Genomic DNA, 16,494 nt, shown 5'->3' with positions numbered 1-16,494 from the left:
CCCGGGGGCGATTCAATACTGTCGAGCGTCTGTGTACTATAGAGCACCAATTTGACAGGTATTTGGGAACTGTAAATGAACGTTAAGAACTTAAAACCAGAGTACATTTCCCACTACATCAATGATGGAGGGACTTATAGCTGGGTGAATCATCAAGCAAAAATCTTGCCATCAACTTATTTGGAATATGCAAGGCAGGATTTTGACGAGCAGGATGGGGGGCGGACTTTAATTAACGCTGTTGGAAACGCCAAAAGAGCTTTCCATCTGCAGACAGAAACTCTGTGCGATGCCCTAGGGTGGAAAGTTGCCTACAAAAATAAGCAGCTAGGATTTGATAAGCGACTGGAGTACCTTTCAAAATGCGGGGTATTGTCACCTCGCATTTTGTCCAGATTAAATAAGACACGAAACCGTGTCGAGCACGAATACATTGTGCCTACTACGGAGCAGGTGGAAGACTATCTTGATATTGTGGAGCTATTCATCTTCGCGGTCGGGCAAATCCTCGATAGATTTCCATATGAGATCGATTTTTCCCTGATGCAAGATGAGTATTATGATTCGACGCTAGAGTTGCCGAATAATTTTACTTTTAAAATGAACAGCGGTAGCCTTGATTCTTTCACGATTGGTCGGAAAGGCGAGAGCATTACGAAAGCAATGACTGATGATGACTATTTTTCTTGGTTAAAAGCTATATTTACGCAATATTTTCTAGTTTAGAGTTAACACGTTGTAGGGCAATGGCTTAGCATTAGCTATACGCTGGTCCTTCATCAAAACTAATCACTACTGGCTTTGTAGGTTCTTCGGAGGGACGGAACGGGTTGATTAAAGAGCTCCACAATGACGGCTATTGGCTGGAGACGGCCCTCGTCTGAACGTCTGCTTCTGGCCGAAACCTGCCCGTTGTGGAGGACAGCTTCCGACCCAAAACACCCACCTGCAGATCACCCCAGGCCATCTACCCTCACACCTGATCCATCGCCTCCGTCACCCACCGATCCTCACCCAGGAACCCGCCACTCTGGTGGTGCCACAGACGCGCATAAATACCGTTCTTGGCGAGCAGTTCAGCGTGGGTACCCTGTTCAATGATGCGTCCATCATCCATGACAATCAGTCGATCCATCGCCGCAATCGTCGACAGTCGATGAGCAATGGCGATGACAGTTTTACCCTGCATCATTTCATCGAGGCTTTCCTGGATGGCCACTTCGACTTCCGAATCCAGCGCGCTGGTCGCCTCGTCCAAGAGCAGGATCGGGGCGTTCTTGAGCATCACACGAGCAATCGCGATGCGCTGGCGCTGACCGCCCGACAGCTTGATGCCGCGCTCGCCCACCAGGGTGTCGTAGCCGGAGTGACCTTGGCGGTCGCTCAGTTGGCTGATGAACTCATCGGCCTGGGCATTGGCCGCGGCGCGGCGGATTTGTGCGTCGCTTGCATCAGGTCGGCCGTAGGCGATGTTGTCGCGAATGGAACGGTGCAGCAGGGACGTATCCTGGGTGACCATGCCGATGGCGCTGCGCAGGCTGTCCTGCGTCACGTGGGCAATGTCCTGCCCGTCAATGCGGATCTGCCCGCTGTCGACATCATAGAAGCGCAGCAGCAAGTTGATGAGCGTGGATTTGCCCGCGCCGGAACGGCCTACCAGGCCGATTTTCTCACCCGGGCGAATGTCCAGGCTCAGGCCATCGAGCACCTGGCGTTCGCCGTTGTAGTTGAAGCTCACGTTGTCGAAGGTGACCGCTCCGCCGGAGGTCACCAGTACACCCGCGTCCGGCGCGTCCTGCACCTTGGGGCCGCGAGTCAGGGTCGCCATGCCATCCTGCACGGTGCCGATGCTCTCGAACAGCGAGGTCATTTGCCACATGATCCAGTGCGACATGCCATTGATGCGCAACGCCATGGCGGTGATCGCCGCCACCGCGCCGGCGCCGACATCGCCCTGATGCCACAGCCAAAGCGCATAACCGCCTGCGGCCATGATCAACCCCACCACCAACGCTTGGTTGACGATCTCGAACTGGCTGACCAGACGCATCTGGCGAAAGCCGGTCTGTTTGAAATCCTCCATGGCCGCGCGCGCGAAGTGCGCTTCACGGTTGGAGTGGGAAAACAGCTTCACGGTGGTGATGTTGGTGTAGGCGTCCGAGATCCGTCCGGTCATCGAGGAGCGCGCATGGGCTTGTTCCTGTCCGACTTTCCCCAGGCGGGGCACGAAGTAGAGCATGGCCAGCCCGAATAACACGATCCAGGCCACGAAAGGCAGCATCAGTTTCAGGGCGAAGCCGCCGGCCAGTGCGATGATCGCGATGAAATACACGCCGATTCCAGGGGCGATCTCGATCAGGGTGAACAACACGTCGCGCACGGCCAGGGCAGTCTGCATCACCTTGGTGGTGACCCGGCCGGAGAACTCATCGGAAAAGAACGAAAGGCTCTGCCGCAGCATCAGGCGGTGGAAGTCCCAACGCAGCCGCAACGGCAGATTGATCGCCAATATCTGGTGCTGCACCATTGTACGCAGCGCCACCAGCCCGACGCTGGCCACCATGACGATGCCCATGCCCCACAGCACGCGACTTTCCTGCGCCGCCGCGTCACCACCTGCCTGCCAGGTCGAAAGCAGATCCACCACCTGGCCGAGGAAAGCGAACAGCCAGGCTTCGTAGATCGACACACCGGCGCTGAGCAGCGCAAATGCCAGGATGTAACCGCGGGCGCCCCGGGTGCAGGCCCAAAGAAATCGAGCCAGGCCGTTGGGTGGCGGGGGGACCTCGTCAGGCGGGAAGGGGTCGAGTCTTTGTTCAAATACGCGAAGCATCGTGGTCTCCGAAACGATCGATTACGGGGATTCTGCCATTTAAAAGGTGCTTTTAGGGTTATGTGGGATGTGTATGGCTCTGAGTGGCCAGTCTTCTGTCGTCCAGACTGGCATCTGAACCGCATTGATACCTTGTATTGACATATCGAAAAATCTCGATATTCTCGGGCCATGGAATTGATCGAAATATTCAAAGCACTCTCGAACCCTACACGCCTGCAAATCTTGAAAGGCTTGAAGGATCCCGCAAAGAACTTCCCTCCACAGGATGAAGGTGACGTTCTCACGGTGGGTGTCTGCGTCAGCAGTATTCAAGAAGGTATCGGACTGTCGCAGTCAACGGTGTCTGGTTACCTTGCAACGCTGCAACGAGTGGGCTTGGTCGAAGTCCGGCGTATCGGTCAGTGGACCTACTACAAGCGCAATGAAGCAGCCATCCGCGCGCTTGCCGAGGTCATAGGGAAAGAACTGTAGTTTTTTTACCGTAATATATCGAGATATCTCGATATTCCTTTTTCTAGATTCGAGGATTTTACGATGAAAGCAATGGTACTTAAATCATTTGGCGGGTCGGGTTCGTTCGAACTCTGCGATGTGCCCAAGCCTGTGCCGCAGGCGGGACAAGTCCTGGTCCGGGTACACGCAACCTCCATCAATCCGTTGGATTATCAGGTTCGACGCGGCGACTATCCCGACCTGGTGCAACTGCCGGCCATTACCGGACACGATGTATCGGGCGTCGTCGAAGACGTTGGACCCGGCGTGACAGCCTTCGCGCCGGGAGACGAAGTCTGGTACACCCCGCAAATATTTGATGGGCAAGGAAGTTATGCCGAGTACCACGTTGCTGCCGAAACCATCATTGGGAAGAAGCCGCCCTCGCTAAGCCATCTAGAGGCGGCAAGCCTGAGCTTGGTTGGCGGGACGGTATGGGAAGCACTGATCGTGCGTGCGGCGCTCAGGGTGGGCGAAAGCGTTCTGATCCACGGCGGCGCGGGAGGCGTCGGTCATGTGGCGATCCAACTGGCAAAAGCCATGGGGGCAAGGGTGTTCACGACCGTGCGCGAGACAAACGCTGAGTTCGTGCGAAGTCTGGGGGCCGATGTGGTCATCGACTATGAGAAGGAGGATTACGTCGACGCCATCCTGCTGGAAACGGGTGGTCGCGGAGTGGATGTTGTGTTCGACACCATCGGCGGCAATACCTTGTCGCGCAGCCCCGACGCGCTGGCACAGCTTGGCCGCGTTGTCTCGATCGTGGACATTGCACAGCCACAAAACCTTGTCCAGGCCTGGGGCAAGAACGCGAGTTATCACTTCGTTTTCACAAGGCAGAACCGCGGCAAGCTCGATGAGTTGAGCGCGTTGGTCGCGCGAGGTCAACTGCGGCCACATGTTGGCGCCGTCTATTCGCTTGCCGACATTGCGCTCGCCCATGCCCGGCTGGAGAGTCTCAACAACGGTGTTCAAGGAAAAATCGCGATAGCGGTCGAGCCATCGCTCATCGCGTAAGTGCGCACTTTTAACCGTTCAAGTCATTTTCGAGGAAGGCCATGATTTATGAGATCGCTCTGCTCCCCATTCACAAAGAACGCATTGAAATGTTCAGGCGTGCATTTGCCGAGGTCGCTCCTTTGCTCACCCGGGCAAAGGGTTACGGCGGTCACCTGCTGGCGCAAGGGATTGAGACCCCCGAGCAATTCAACCTGATCGTGCAATGGCAGTCACTCGAGGATCACACGCCGGGTTTCGAAGCGAGTGAAGACCATCGGATGTTCATGATGGGTTTGGAGGAATATTTTTCGGAAGAACCGAGGGTCTACCATATTGACGGGGCAGCTTCCTGCTCACCGTTTCTGACCGAGCGGCGGCCGAATTGACCACCCTCAGGGATTGGAACTCATCCGGCCCCGGATTGCCATGCGCAGACAACCCCAGGCGATGAATCCGAGGATCAACACCTCGGCCATGCCCACCAGCATGTTGAATGAGAAGGTGAGCGGTTGCTCGGCCCAGTAGAAGGTGGTCGTGCCCGTTCGACCGCCGACACGCAGCCGTCCGGCAAACAGAGCGGGCACCAATGCGATGACGCGACTCAGCTCCAATAGTGCCAGGAAAACACCCATTAGAAGGAGCAGGGCGCGTGCGGGCGTGCCGAGTTTTTCAGTGGCCTCATGGGAAGGCCTGAGTTCCTTGGCTCTGCGCTGCCTGGCTTCCCTCACCGCTTTACCGCTGGTTGGGGCTGGAGCAGGTTTGTAGGTGGCCTTCACAGCCGCCGTCGAACCCACGACGACTTCAGTAGGCACTGCCACGTTCAGGTAGTTGGCCAGCTCTCGCAGCCACACATCGGTGTGTTTGCTTCCCGGTACCACCGGAACGTTGTCGGTCGTCAGGCGCTGCTCGGTGCCATCGCGCATCACCAGCCACAGTTGGGTGTAGGCTGGCCTGGCATCCGGGCGACGGCGAAGTTCGAGGCATTTGGGGGTGTCGATTCTAAAGACCGAATGCACACGCTCGCGGCGTCCAAAAAAGTTTCGGGTGCGGCGCTTGCCTTCACCGTCGCGTCGCGATAGCAGCAAGGTCTCGCGCATGCCGGTGTACACCATCAGGAGCAGGCCGAGGGCCGGAATCAGCAGCAGCCCGAGCACGATCAGCAGTGAAGTCAGCGGATCCAGGTCCGTCAGAGGCGAGTTTTCATCAATGATCACAAACACGGCGAACGCCATCGGCAACATGAAGGCAAGCGCGCCTGTCAGCAGCACGAAGGCGCTCTGTACCAGGTTACGCGAGTGAATGTGCAGATCATCCTGCGCGGTGCGCTCGAATCGATGTCCAAACAACATGCTGACCTCCTGGTGCGCCGCCTTTAGATCGATCAAGGGGGCGTGACAAGCGGTGGCACGCCGCAGGCCTGGATCGTGTTTTACGTCGCGCAGGATACCGCATGCCCGGACATAATCACTCCGCGCTTAATTCCCACAACACATCCAACACATGTTGCGTAGGCCGTTCGATGTCCTGACTGCGGTGGGCTATACCCAGTTGACGCCACAACAAGGGCTTCAATGGCCGCATGACGATCCGGGTATCGGGCAATGGCGTGGAGGCTTCATGGGGCAACAATGTCGCACCATAACCCGCCGCCACCAGGCTCTTGATCGCATCGTTGTAGTTCAGTTGGATGCGCGGCGCGGGCTGCCGGCCGTCACTGGCGAACCACTCCGACGTCAAGCGCGAAAGGCGAGTGGTGGTGTCATTCAAGATCAACGCCTGAGCGGACAGCCAGTCGGGGCTCACCACCGCCGGGCATTCCCAGCGAGCCGGCAAGAAGGCCATGACCGGGTCCCGTCGCCACGGCTCGATCCGCAAGCCCTTCACCGGCGGCTGCGGCAGCGCCACCAAACCGATCTCCAAGGCGCCCTCGGCAAGCTTCTTCAAGGTTTCCTGGGAGGTGAGCACCGCCACCTGCACATCGATCGCGGGGTGGCGTTGGCTCAACGTTTCCAAAGCGTTCGGCAGCAACTGGGCGATGGCCCCGGTGGAGGCGCCTAGCCGCACACGCCCGGCCAATCCCTGTACCTGACGCTTCACGTCCTCAAGCGCCTGCTCCGCATCTGCCAACAGGCGCCGCGCGCGTTCCACCAGCGTGTTGCCTATCGCTGAAGGCTGAACGCGCCCACGGGTGCGCGACAACAGCTTGCCGCCCACGCGCGACTCCAAGTCGGCGATATGCAGGCTGACGGTGGGTGGCGCAAGGTGCAGGGCACGGGCCGCTTCGGCAAACGACCCCAGGTCGGCAATCGCCACCAACGTGCGCAGACGGTCCAGGCTGATTTCCCGCATAAGTGAGTCCTTGTTCAGAAAATCTGAATTTCAGCGTTTATAAATTCAACTTTTCCTATCTTAGCGCCTCGCTGAACATTGGAGCTCCTGATTTCCAATGTCCGAGAGCATTCCATGGCGAGCCCCCTTGTATTCATCGATGGCGACCAAGGCACCACCGGGTTGCAAATCCATCAACGCCTGCGCGATCGGAACGATCTGCGGCTGCTCACCCTCAGCGCCGAATATCGCAAGGATCCGCAACGTCGCGCCGAAGCCATCAACCACTGCGACATCGCGATCCTCTGCTTGCCCGACCAGGCTGCGCGCGACGCTGTAGGGGCCATCGAAAACCCAGCCGTTCGGGTGATCGATGCGAGTTCGGCGCACCGTACCCATCCAGACTGGACGTATGGCTTCGCGGAGATGAGCTTGCAGCAGACCCAACGCATCGCCGCCGCACGACGGGTCAGCAACCCCGGTTGTTATCCAACGGGGGCGATCGGGTTGCTGCGCCCGTTGCTGGAGGCGGGACTAGTGCCCAGGGATTACCCGGTGAACATTCATGCCGTGTCGGGTTATTCCGGAAAAGGACGGGCCGGCGTGGAAGAGCATGAGGGCGCGGGCGCAGCGCAGGCGTTGGCGTTTCAGGTCTATGGGCTGGGGCTGGCACACAAGCATGTTCCGGAAATCCAGCAGCAAAGCGGCCTGACGGAGCGGCCGATGTTCGTGCCGGCCTATGGCGCTTTCCGGCAGGGAATCGTGCTGACCATACCTGTGCAAGCCCGGTTGTTGGCGCCAGGCGTGAGTGCGCTGCAGTTGCATGCGTGTCTGGTGCAGCACTATGCCGATGCGCGCCATGTACACGTGATGTCGATGCAGGAAGCCAAAGCGCTGACGACCCTTGATCCTCAGGCGCTTAACGGGACCGATGATGTGCGATTGTCAGTGTTCGAGAACGATGGGACCGGACAAATTTTGCTGGCTGCGGTGTTTGACAATCTTGGGAAGGGCGCCGCTGGCGCGGCGGTGCAGAATCTGGACTTGATGCTTGCAGGCGCATGACTCCGATGGGCACGCAAATCAGCGTGATGCCCTGACTTCAATGTGTAGCGGGAACATTCGCCGACCTGGACCTTAGAAACCCCAACTTTGGTTGGCATCAAATCCTATATTTGCCGTTTTTACGTAGTCTGCGCCGTAGCGTTTTCGCATAGTGCTTTCCCGAGAAAAACAATGGCAGTGAATCAAGCGGCGTGCTCGTCAGCGTCTACGTGTTCCAAAACGATAGCGTAGAACCCGATGTGAGAGCCCGACACGGATTGCACTGTTCATCTCCTTTGTGAGGCAGGGTATGCGGAAACTGTCGTGTTTGGTCATTTCCATGGCGTTGAGCTTTCCTTTGATGGCGCATGAGCCTGGAGGCATCAACAGTGCAAAAGGTCAGATCGACGCGGCTTTCGACCTGGCGCACACCCATATCTACCGCGTCGGCGACAACATTGTCTTTCAACAGGTCGTGAGCGGCACAGCAGGCGCCAATACGCCAAAAGCCTTCGGAGTTCCGTTGGCTGCCATTGGCTTTCCTGAAACCTTCAACTACGACGGCGTTACTGCTGGATTGAAGGTCAATGCCGATCTGCACGACCCACTGCTTTGCGTCAGTTCGGTATGGGACGTTGCGTCGGGCGATCTTTCATTGCCGGCTACGTGGAAGATGAACGAGTAAGCCTGGCCCTGTTTTCGCGAGTACCGGGAGTTCAAATGAGTACCCCTGTTTATGCTCGCCCAAGCACCGGTTTAATTGGGTGCGGGTAAGGCCCAAGTGTTCGCTTTCACTGGTGCGCCGGTCATCGATAACCCCAGTATTCAAACCGCCGGCCCTCGGGGCCTGCACTCGTACAGGACATTTGGCGGGTCAATGGAGAAAGATCATGAGCAACTCCAATCTGGACAAGAAAGCATTGGTCGTCGTCGATATCCAGAACGACTACTTTCCCGGAGGGCGATGGGCGCTTTGCGGTGTTGAAGAGGCGGCTGCTCAAGCGGCGCGGGTAATAGACCGCTTTCGTGAGCGAGGCGATCTGGTGGTGCATATCCGTCATGAGTTCAAAGACGAGAACGCGCCGTTTTTCCGGCCCTATAGTGAGGGCGCGCAGATTCACGAAAGCGTAGAGAATCGCGCGGATGAACCGGTGGTACTCAAGCATTTCATCAATTCGTTTCGCGAAACAGATCTCAAGGCCATCCTCGACCAGCATGGCATCAACGAAGTGGTGGTGGTCGGTAACATGAGCCACATGTGTGTGGACGGCATGACGCGCGCTGCAATCGATTTTGGTTACAAGACCACCGTGTTGCACGACGCCTGCGCCACGCTCGACCTGGCGTTCAATGGTGTGACAGTGCCCGCTGCTCAGGTGCATGCAGCCTTCATGGCCGCACTCGCTTTTGGTTATGCGCCTGTCATTTCCACGGACGAATACCTGGCCGGTCGAGCAGGCGGATAGCAGATGGACGGCGGCATCGTCCATTTGCCATCGAATTCGTGAGCTATGCTGATTGCCAGTTTCGATCTGGCAAGGAGGCTGCCAAGGCATTGAGGTTACGTCAATGGTCCAATTGGTGTGTTCCGAATTCGATGAATTCGAAGAGGCCCTGTATGGCGTGCAGGGTCGCTATGTCCTACACGCCAGGCAGCAGCGCGACTGGCAACTCAACGTTGTCGACTTGAACGGCGTGGCGCTGATGAGCGGTCGCGAAGGCGCCGCAACGGTGTACACCGGCGTTGGCCTGCCAGGTTATTTCAATATTTTCGTGCCCCTGACAGGGCACGACACCACGGTGGTCGATGGTCACGCATTCAATCGACGAAGAATCGGCTGGATGGTGCCGAACGCCATGTTTCACATCGATGCGAAACGTCCCGCCAGTTGGCTGACCGTCGCCATGTCCTGCGAACGGGTTTTGCGCTGGGCGGCAGTCCGCAATGATGAGTTCGACTTTTCCATGCTCCATCGCAACATGGTCAGCAACGCGCATCGCAATATCGCTCCGCTGATCTGGCTGGCGCGCCGTCTGTTCTACATCGAAACCCATACACCCGAAGTGCTGCATACCGAGAGCGCCGAGCATGACGCGCGCATGGAGGTGATGGATGTGGTGTTCCGCCTGTTGCTGCCTATCGATCCATTACACGCCGGAGCCCGGCACAGTCGCGACCACAGGGAAATACTCAAGCGGGCCCTGGAGTTGCTCGAAGCGTTGGACATCCAGTCGGTATACACCGAAGACATTTGCCATGCGACCTGTGCCTCAGAGCGTACGGTACGCAATGTCTTCAACGAGTACCTGGGCATGAGCCCGCATCGCTATCTGATGGTGCGTCGATTGCACGCCATTCGTTTCGCGATCCGCCATGCGGGGCCTGGCGACACGATTACCAGTATTTGTTCGCGCTTTGGTGTTTGGGACTTCGGTCGATTTGCCGGTCAGTATCGTCAGCATTTCGGGGTACTGCCGGCACACTCCCTGAGGTCCGTTAAAGCGGTCGCGCAGCGCTAGGCACACTGTTCAAGGCAGCATTCGCATTAGGGTCTGGCTGGGGTATTCGCCGAACAGTGCGTGGTAATCAGACGCCATCCGACCGCTGTCGGAAAAGCCGAAGCGCAAGGCTATGTCGCTGACAGACTCGATGTTGGCATTGGCGATCGACAACGCAGCCCGGACCAGATGCAACCGACGGACATGCAGGTAGCGATTGGGGCCCATGCCGAAGACCTCCTTGAAAATGGAGCGCAGGGTGCGCTCACTGATGCCGGCATTGCGACACAGTTCTGACAGGCGAATCGGTCGCTCTTCATGGGCTTGCAGCAGCGTCACCACCCGGGCGACGGTTGCCTGGTGTTTTGCACCTTGCCACCCGCCTTGCGGTTTTGCCCGGAAGGGGGATGGCCTACTCGTGACGGGGGCTTTATCCATTTCAACTTGCCATTCCACTCGGCTCAGGTTGTAGAAGTGTTGCTGCAATCGCTGCACCGTACTACGTAAAACAGGCAAGCAGACTGATTGCATGGATCAGCAACGCCTCAGTTCAAAATTGCCGTTTTTACGTAGTTCTTCCGCTTTTGCATTGGGATCATCGGTCGTATTTCAGGCGTCATAACCCCCACGGAGTGCACAAGACCATGAGCACCTTCACTACCAAAGATGGCGTTGAAATCTACTTCAAGGATTGGGGCAAGGGCCCGGTTGTGGTGTTCAGCCATGGCTGGCCGCTGGACGCGGACAGTTGGGAGTCGCAGATGTATCACCTGGCCGCCAACGGCTTTCGTTGTATCGCCCATGACCGCCGTGGCCATGGCCGCTCCAGCCAGCCCTGGGACGGCAATGACATGGACCATTACGCCGACGACCTGGCGCAGTTACTCGACCACTTGGATGTGAAGGACGCCACGCTCTTCGGGTTCTCTACGGGGGGCGGCGAAGTGGCGAGGTACATCGGTCGTCATGGTACCCGGCGCGTGAAAAAGGCTGGCCTCATTTCCGCGGTGCCGCCGTTGATGGTCAAGACCGAAGCCAACCCCGGCGGGCTGCCTGTCAAGGTCTTCGATGACATCCGCGCAGGGTTCCTGGCCAACCGTTCGCAATTGTTCATCGATATTCCCAGCGGTCCGTTCTTTGGGTACAACCGTCCAGGCGCAAAACCGTCGCAAGGGGTGATTGACGCTTGGTGGATGCAGGGCATGCTGGGTGGCCACAAGAACACCTATGACAGCATCAAGGCCTTCTCGGAAACCGACTTCACCGAGGATCTCAAGAAGTTCGACGTGCCAACGCTGATCATTCACGGTGACGATGATCAGATCGTGCCTATCGACGCCGCGGGCCGTGCTTCGGCCAAGCTGATCAAGGACAGCAAGCTGATCGTCTACGAGGGGGCACCGCATGGTATTACCGACACCCACAAGGAAAGGCTCAATGCAGATCTTCTGGCGTTCGTGAGTTCCTGAGAGCCCGTCACCGGACCGGCGCGTCGACCTCCGACGCGCCTGACGAGGAGGTAGCCTTATGCTGGGTATGACACCTTTCGGCCTGTTGCACACGGTCATTGCCCTGGTGGCGTTGGCTGGAGGAATCCTTGCGTTTGTCCGCCATGGAGAAATCAGCTCTCGCACACGCTCAGGCCGAGCTTATGTGTGGCTCACCGTAGCGACTTGTATCACCGGGCTGTTCATCTTTCACCACGGAGGCTTTGGCGCCCCGCATATCCTGGCGATCACGACACTGATTGTCTTGGCCATCGCTTACGCGGCAGAAACGCGCATCGGCCAACGCGGGCTAGCCCATTACGTTGCCGTATTGGGCTACTCGCTGACGTTTTTCTTTCACTTCATCCCCGGACTGACGGAAACAGGAACGCGAGTGCCCGTTGGTCATCCGGTATTCACGGGGCCAGAAGACCCGACGCTCAAGATGTTGGTCGGTGTCTGTTTCTTGATTTATCTGATGGGCGCTGCCGTGCAGGCCGCAAATATCCGCCGGACACAACGACTGGCGGGTACCGCGTAATGCCGTGGGTTGCCTCGCTACTGTAGGCTCAAATGGCATTCATTAATCTTCAACCCAGCGCAGGTCGCCGAAGGCTCCTGCCTTGAAGGAGTTCGCCATGCGTTATCGCATTTTCGGCAATACCGGCCTGCGGGTCTCTTCGCTCGCGCTGGGCACTGGCAATTTCGGTAAAGGATGGGGTTACGGGGCCGACGTGGACGAGGCCCGTAAAATCTACGACGGTTACCGTGAAGCAGGGGGCAATTTCATCGATACGGCCGATCAATATCAATTTGGCCAATCTGAATCCATGCTCGGCGATTTCATGGCGACCGAGCGCGATGAAGTGGTGCTGGCGACCAAATTCTCGCTCGGTGATTCACCCGGTGCCGGCGTCCTGCGCGCCGGCAACAGCCGCAAAGCCATGCGCAGCTCGGTGGAAGCCAGCCTCAAGCGCCTCAAGACGGATCACATTGATCTTTTGTGGGTGCACATGCCTGATGGCGTAACGCCTATCGACGAAATCGTGCGGGGCCTGGACGACTTGATCCGCTCGGGCAAAGTGCTCTACAGCGGACTGTCCAACTTTCCGGCTTGGCGTGTGGCAACGGCCGCCACCCTGGCCGAACTTCGTGGTTGGTCGGCTATATCGGCGGTGCAATTGGAGCACAGCCTGGTGGAGCGCTCGGCCGAACGCGAACTCCTGCCGATGGCCGCTGCATTCAATCTGGGAACTGTCGGATGGTCACCGCTAGGCGGTGGTTTGCTGACCGGTAAATACCGCAAAGGGGAAACCGGTCGTGCGCAGGGTTTGGGGGCGGTGATCCACGACGAGGACAGCGAGCGCAAGACCTCGACGGTGGATGCCGTGTTAGCGATCTCCGAAGAGACCGGCCACACGCCGGGTCAGATCGCAATCGCCTGGGTGCTGGCCAAGGGAACACTGCCGATTATTGGTCCACGCACGCCGGAGCAGATGGCCGATAACCTGGCGTCAGCCGAGGTTCAGCTGACAGCGGATCAACTGGCACAGCTGGACGCTGCCAGCGCCATCACCCTTGGATTTCCACACGATATGGTGGCTGCTTCAGCGCCTTCGCTTGCTGGCGGCAAGGCCGACTTCATTGATGCGATGAACCGGGTTGTTCGATGAATCGAGTCACGACGAGCGTTGTGGTCAGCGGTCATGCCTCTGACCGGGGCAGCACCGCAAGGTGCGGAGACTCGCCGAAATACTCGATCAGCAGTTCGGTGAGAACCCGTATCTTGCGTGCGGGATGTTGGCCTGGCGGGCGAACGACATAGGCACCTGCCGGAGGTGGTGGGTAACGCGTCATGATTGGCACCAGTGCCCCCGAAGTCACGTGTTCGTGGGTAAGGCAATCGGGCAGGTACGCGACTCCGAGTCCCGCAGTTGCCGCAGCGACCAGAGCGATACCGTTGTCGGCCTTGAAGCGTCCTTGCGGACGGACCGTGATGATCTTGTCTCCATCCATGAATTGCCAGGCTTCGGTGCTCTGCATCAGGGCCTGATGGGCGACAATCTCCTCCGGCGTCTCAGGTGCTCCGTGCGCCTTGATGTAGCCCGGACTCGCGAGGAGCTTCCCATGGATCGGGCCGATGCGCCTTGCGATCAAGTTGGAGTCCTGAAGGTAGCCCACCCGTATCGCACAATCGTAACCCTCCGTGATGAGATCAACGAAACGATCGCTGTAGCAGGTCTGGATCTGAAGCTGGGGGTGACGTCGTGCCATTTCCGCGAGCACGGGCGCGAAATGCGTCGGGCCGAAAGAGAGCGGTACGGCGACTCGCAAACGGCCACGAAGGGCTCCGGCGGGTAGGATCGTTTCCTTGGCTATGTCGATTTCGGCGCAGACCCTGGCTGCATAGTCGCGGAACGTCGCCCCGGCTTCCGTAAGAGCAGCCCCGCGTGTGGAGCGTGCAAGCAGCTGGACGCCCAGTTCCGTTTCAAGCCGAACGAGCCTGCGACTGACGATCGACTTGGACACGCCAAGCCGAAGCGCAGCAGGTGAGACACCCCCCGCATCAGCCACTTCGACGAAGGTCTGCAGCTCCTCAATATCCATTCCAGCGTTCCTCGTTCTGCGACACAGCTCGCCGCGCAATGCTACTACTGCATCGAATAGGGGAACAGCACAATGCTGCTTCCGGGCAGCGTCGCCGCTGGTGCCTGTCTTCCGGAAAATCAACTTCTCCCACGAGCGTGACCTATAAAAGGATTTGCCCAATGGCAAGCGAGAATATCCGCAACCCGCAGACTGACCAGCTCCTGTCCCCCGGGAACTCGGCATTGATCATCATCGACTACCAGCCGATCCAGGTTTCCTCGATCCGCTCGATGTCCCGTGACGAGCTCGTCTTCAATATTACGAGCGTCGCCAAGGCGGCGGTCAATTACAACCTCCCGATTATCCACTCGACCGTCAACGTCGCGACCGGCCGCAACAAGCCGCCGATCCAGGAACTGCAGGACGTGCTCGGCCACCTGCCAACCTATGACCGCACCTCGATCAACAGCTGGGAGGACACTGAGTTCAAGCAGGCGGTCAAGGCGATCGGCCGCAGGAAGCTCATCATGACCGCGCTCTGGACCGAAGCATGCCTGTCATTCCCTGTACTCGACGCGATTCAGGAAGGTTATGAAGTCTATGTGCCGGTCGATGCGGTGGGCGGCACGTCACTCGCCGCGCACGAGGCGGCGTTGCGTCGAATGGAACAGGCGGGTGCGAAGCTCATCAGCCGCGTGCAGATGTATTGCGAACTCCAGCGCGACTGGGCGCGAGAGTTGACCGTTCCCGGCTTCATGGGCGTCTTCGAGAACTTCGATGGTTTCAACGCCGAAAAGGGCCATGGAGGTACGCGCTAAGAATGCGTAACTGAACGTGATGAAGGTGGCGCTTGCGAATACGGTCGCTGCCTTCATTCCAGCACTTTGCACTCGCAAGGTTTGGTTTGCGGGAGCATCTAGCGGGGTTCCCGCTCCAGGCTGTCCGCCCATTTACCCGCAAACCGGTAGAGGGGCATGAATGCCTCCGACAGCTCCAAGCCAAGTGGCGTGAGGCTGTAGCCACCGTCGACTCGTTCGACAATGCCCGCATCGCGCAGCTCATGGATTCTGCTTTGCAGCACGGTGGGAGAGATGTCTCCCGCCGCACTTCTCAAAGCCCTGGAACTCAACGCGCCATCGCGCAGTTCCCAAAGCACCCTCAGCGCCCATTTTTGTCCGAGTAAGTCCAGGAGCGCCATGATTGGCCGACGTCCCCTGAGTATTGATGAAGCGCAGCCCTGGTTATCATTCATCGTTATTGCCCTTGTTTGCTACAGATTCAGTAGCGACTATCCTTGCTACACATTTGATAGCGGAGGATAAGCGATGGCACGAATCAAAGCACTCAATGAACCCTACCCAGCCGAGGTCAGGGCGGATTTCGACAAGATAATGGGCGTAGGGGTACCGCCGCTCGTTCTATTCTCGACCCTTGCAAGCAGCGATCGCGCGTGGCGAAAATTCAAGGGCGGTTCGCTGCTGGATGGCGCGCTGTTGACGCTTCGCCAGAGAGAACTCGTCATCGATAGGGTTTGTGCTCGCACAGGGTGTGAATACGAGTGGGGGGTACATGTAATGGCCTTCGCCCAGGCCGCCGGGCTCTCCAAGGAAGAGATTGCCGGCACGTTGGAATATCCCCTTGGCTCAGGGCATTGGAAGGAGGAAGAGGTCGCTCTACTGACTGCGGTCGATGCGCTTCATGATCGAGCAACGTTGAGCGATGAAGAGTTCTTGGCCCTCAGAAAGCACTTCGACGACGATCAGATCCTGGAGATCCTGATGCTCGCGGGCTTTTACCGTACGGTCTCCTACATTGCGAATGGCCTTGCATTGCCGCTCGAGCAAAATGCAGCGAGCTTCAGTGAATATCGCAAAGGCGGAGCGGCCGGGCATTGAGTGCTTTTGGTCGAAGTCTTTCGGTCATTGACGTACCCCTGTGGGAGCGAGCTTGATCTGGCCTAATGAATTTGGACACATCAATAGGGCGCTATGATGGCGCCCAAATCTGAGGTGTGCATGATGATGCGAAAATCCTATTCCAGTGAGTTCAAACTCAAAGCTGCAAGCATGGTGCTCGATGAGGATCAGCCGATTCCCGAGATCTGTGCCAGCTTGGATATCGGCCCAACAGCCCTGCGCCGCTGGGTCGAGCAGGTGCGAAAAGAGCGCGCCGGATCGACGCTTGTCGGTACCAAGGCAATCACCGCCGATCAGAAGCAAA

At 58.0% G+C, this 16,494-nt stretch carries 20 protein-coding genes; 14 read left to right on the top strand and 6 right to left on the bottom strand.

Annotated features, from left to right (window positions below):
• Positions 1 to 75 precede the first annotated feature (75 nt).
• Entirely contained in the window at positions 76 to 726 is a 651-nt protein-coding gene (locus AD659_RS14970; RefSeq protein WP_053122565.1) for a hypothetical protein, read from the top strand.
• Between the two features lie 247 nt (positions 727 to 973).
• On the opposite strand, the gene AD659_RS14965 is transcribed toward AD659_RS14970, so the two are convergent.
• Positions 974 to 2,833: an ABC transporter ATP-binding protein gene (locus tag AD659_RS14965; protein WP_053122563.1), complete on the bottom strand. Its 1,860-nt coding sequence runs from the start codon at positions 2,831 to 2,833 to the stop codon at positions 974 to 976.
• Positions 2,834 to 3,004: 171 nt separating this feature from the next.
• Here AD659_RS14965 and AD659_RS14960 point away from each other — a divergent pair, with 171 nt between their 5' ends.
• From AD659_RS14960 to AD659_RS14950, 3 genes are all read left to right on the top strand, one after another.
• On the top strand, positions 3,005 to 3,307 hold the full coding sequence (locus tag AD659_RS14960) for an ArsR/SmtB family transcription factor (RefSeq protein ID WP_053122561.1): 303 nt from the start codon (positions 3,005 to 3,007) through the stop codon (positions 3,305 to 3,307).
• A gap of 63 nt (positions 3,308 to 3,370) precedes the next feature.
• A complete protein-coding gene (locus AD659_RS14955) occupies positions 3,371 to 4,345 on the top strand; it encodes a zinc-dependent alcohol dehydrogenase family protein (protein WP_053122558.1) in 975 nt (324 codons plus the stop codon).
• A gap of 41 nt (positions 4,346 to 4,386) precedes the next feature.
• Entirely contained in the window at positions 4,387 to 4,713 is a 327-nt protein-coding gene (locus tag AD659_RS14950) for an antibiotic biosynthesis monooxygenase family protein (RefSeq protein WP_053122556.1), read from the top strand.
• Positions 4,714 to 4,719: 6 nt separating this feature from the next.
• Here AD659_RS14950 and AD659_RS14945 read toward each other — a convergent pair whose 3' ends face one another.
• Positions 4,720 to 5,676 (bottom strand): hypothetical protein, encoded by a 957-nt coding sequence (locus AD659_RS14945; protein WP_053122554.1) that lies wholly within the window; start codon positions 5,674 to 5,676, stop codon positions 4,720 to 4,722.
• A 115-nt stretch (positions 5,677 to 5,791) separates the two neighbouring features.
• Positions 5,792 to 6,676 (bottom strand): LysR family transcriptional regulator, encoded by an 885-nt coding sequence (locus AD659_RS14940; protein ID WP_053122552.1) that lies wholly within the window; start codon positions 6,674 to 6,676, stop codon positions 5,792 to 5,794.
• A 114-nt stretch (positions 6,677 to 6,790) separates the two neighbouring features.
• Here AD659_RS14940 and argC point away from each other — a divergent pair, with 114 nt between their 5' ends.
• From argC to AD659_RS14920, 4 genes are all read left to right on the top strand, one after another.
• The gene (gene argC, locus AD659_RS14935) at positions 6,791 to 7,720 is read left to right on the top strand and encodes an N-acetyl-gamma-glutamyl-phosphate reductase (RefSeq protein WP_053122550.1); all 930 of its coding nucleotides are present in this window, start codon (positions 6,791 to 6,793) and stop codon (positions 7,718 to 7,720) included.
• Positions 7,721 to 8,039: 319 nt separating this feature from the next.
• Positions 8,040 to 8,384 carry a hypothetical protein gene (locus tag AD659_RS14930; protein ID WP_231987670.1) on the top strand — a complete coding sequence of 115 codons (345 nt, stop codon included), beginning with the start codon at positions 8,040 to 8,042 and terminating at the stop codon, positions 8,382 to 8,384.
• A gap of 220 nt (positions 8,385 to 8,604) precedes the next feature.
• Complete coding sequence (locus AD659_RS14925) at positions 8,605 to 9,165, top strand: cysteine hydrolase family protein (RefSeq protein WP_053122846.1); 561 nt, start codon at positions 8,605 to 8,607, stop codon at positions 9,163 to 9,165.
• Positions 9,166 to 9,268: 103 nt separating this feature from the next.
• A complete protein-coding gene (locus AD659_RS14920; RefSeq protein WP_053122546.1) occupies positions 9,269 to 10,219 on the top strand; it encodes an AraC family transcriptional regulator in 951 nt (316 codons plus the stop codon).
• A 9-nt stretch (positions 10,220 to 10,228) separates the two neighbouring features.
• On the opposite strand, the gene AD659_RS29310 is transcribed toward AD659_RS14920, so the two are convergent.
• Positions 10,229 to 10,636 carry a helix-turn-helix transcriptional regulator gene (locus AD659_RS29310; RefSeq protein ID WP_162277304.1) on the bottom strand — a complete coding sequence of 136 codons (408 nt, stop codon included), beginning with the start codon at positions 10,634 to 10,636 and terminating at the stop codon, positions 10,229 to 10,231.
• A gap of 206 nt (positions 10,637 to 10,842) precedes the next feature.
• Between AD659_RS29310 and AD659_RS14910 the strand changes: the two genes are divergently transcribed.
• From AD659_RS14910 to AD659_RS14900, 3 genes are all read left to right on the top strand, one after another.
• Positions 10,843 to 11,667, top strand: coding sequence for an alpha/beta fold hydrolase (locus AD659_RS14910; RefSeq protein ID WP_053122541.1), 825 nt, complete (start codon positions 10,843 to 10,845; stop codon positions 11,665 to 11,667).
• 58 nt (positions 11,668 to 11,725) lie between these two features.
• Entirely contained in the window at positions 11,726 to 12,226 is a 501-nt protein-coding gene (locus AD659_RS14905) for a DUF2306 domain-containing protein (protein ID WP_053122540.1), read from the top strand.
• 97 nt (positions 12,227 to 12,323) lie between these two features.
• Positions 12,324 to 13,358: an aldo/keto reductase gene (locus AD659_RS14900; protein ID WP_053122538.1), complete on the top strand. Its 1,035-nt coding sequence runs from the start codon at positions 12,324 to 12,326 to the stop codon at positions 13,356 to 13,358.
• Positions 13,359 to 13,389: 31 nt separating this feature from the next.
• On the opposite strand, the gene AD659_RS14895 is transcribed toward AD659_RS14900, so the two are convergent.
• Positions 13,390 to 14,292 carry a LysR family transcriptional regulator gene (locus AD659_RS14895; RefSeq protein WP_053122536.1) on the bottom strand — a complete coding sequence of 301 codons (903 nt, stop codon included), beginning with the start codon at positions 14,290 to 14,292 and terminating at the stop codon, positions 13,390 to 13,392.
• Between the two features lie 161 nt (positions 14,293 to 14,453).
• Here AD659_RS14895 and AD659_RS14890 point away from each other — a divergent pair, with 161 nt between their 5' ends.
• Entirely contained in the window at positions 14,454 to 15,092 is a 639-nt protein-coding gene (locus tag AD659_RS14890; protein WP_053122533.1) for a hydrolase, read from the top strand.
• A 98-nt stretch (positions 15,093 to 15,190) separates the two neighbouring features.
• On the opposite strand, the gene AD659_RS14885 is transcribed toward AD659_RS14890, so the two are convergent.
• The gene (locus AD659_RS14885) at positions 15,191 to 15,526 is read right to left on the bottom strand and encodes a winged helix-turn-helix transcriptional regulator (protein WP_041475962.1); all 336 of its coding nucleotides are present in this window, start codon (positions 15,524 to 15,526) and stop codon (positions 15,191 to 15,193) included.
• A gap of 73 nt (positions 15,527 to 15,599) precedes the next feature.
• Between AD659_RS14885 and AD659_RS14880 the strand changes: the two genes are divergently transcribed.
• Positions 15,600 to 16,169, top strand: a complete 570-nt coding sequence (locus tag AD659_RS14880) for a carboxymuconolactone decarboxylase family protein (protein WP_053122531.1) — start codon at positions 15,600 to 15,602, stop codon at positions 16,167 to 16,169.
• Positions 16,170 to 16,289: 120 nt separating this feature from the next.
• A partial coding sequence (locus AD659_RS14875) for a transposase (RefSeq protein WP_156330588.1) occupies positions 16,290 to 16,494 on the top strand: 205 nt, incomplete at its 3' end.

Origin of the sequence: Pseudomonas thivervalensis (assembly GCF_001269655.1) — a bacterium.
Taxonomy (GTDB): Bacteria; Pseudomonadota; Gammaproteobacteria; order Pseudomonadales; family Pseudomonadaceae; genus Aquipseudomonas; species Aquipseudomonas thivervalensis.
Note: the sequence above shows the minus strand (reverse complement) of the source record. Positions and strands in the feature narration are given on the sequence as shown.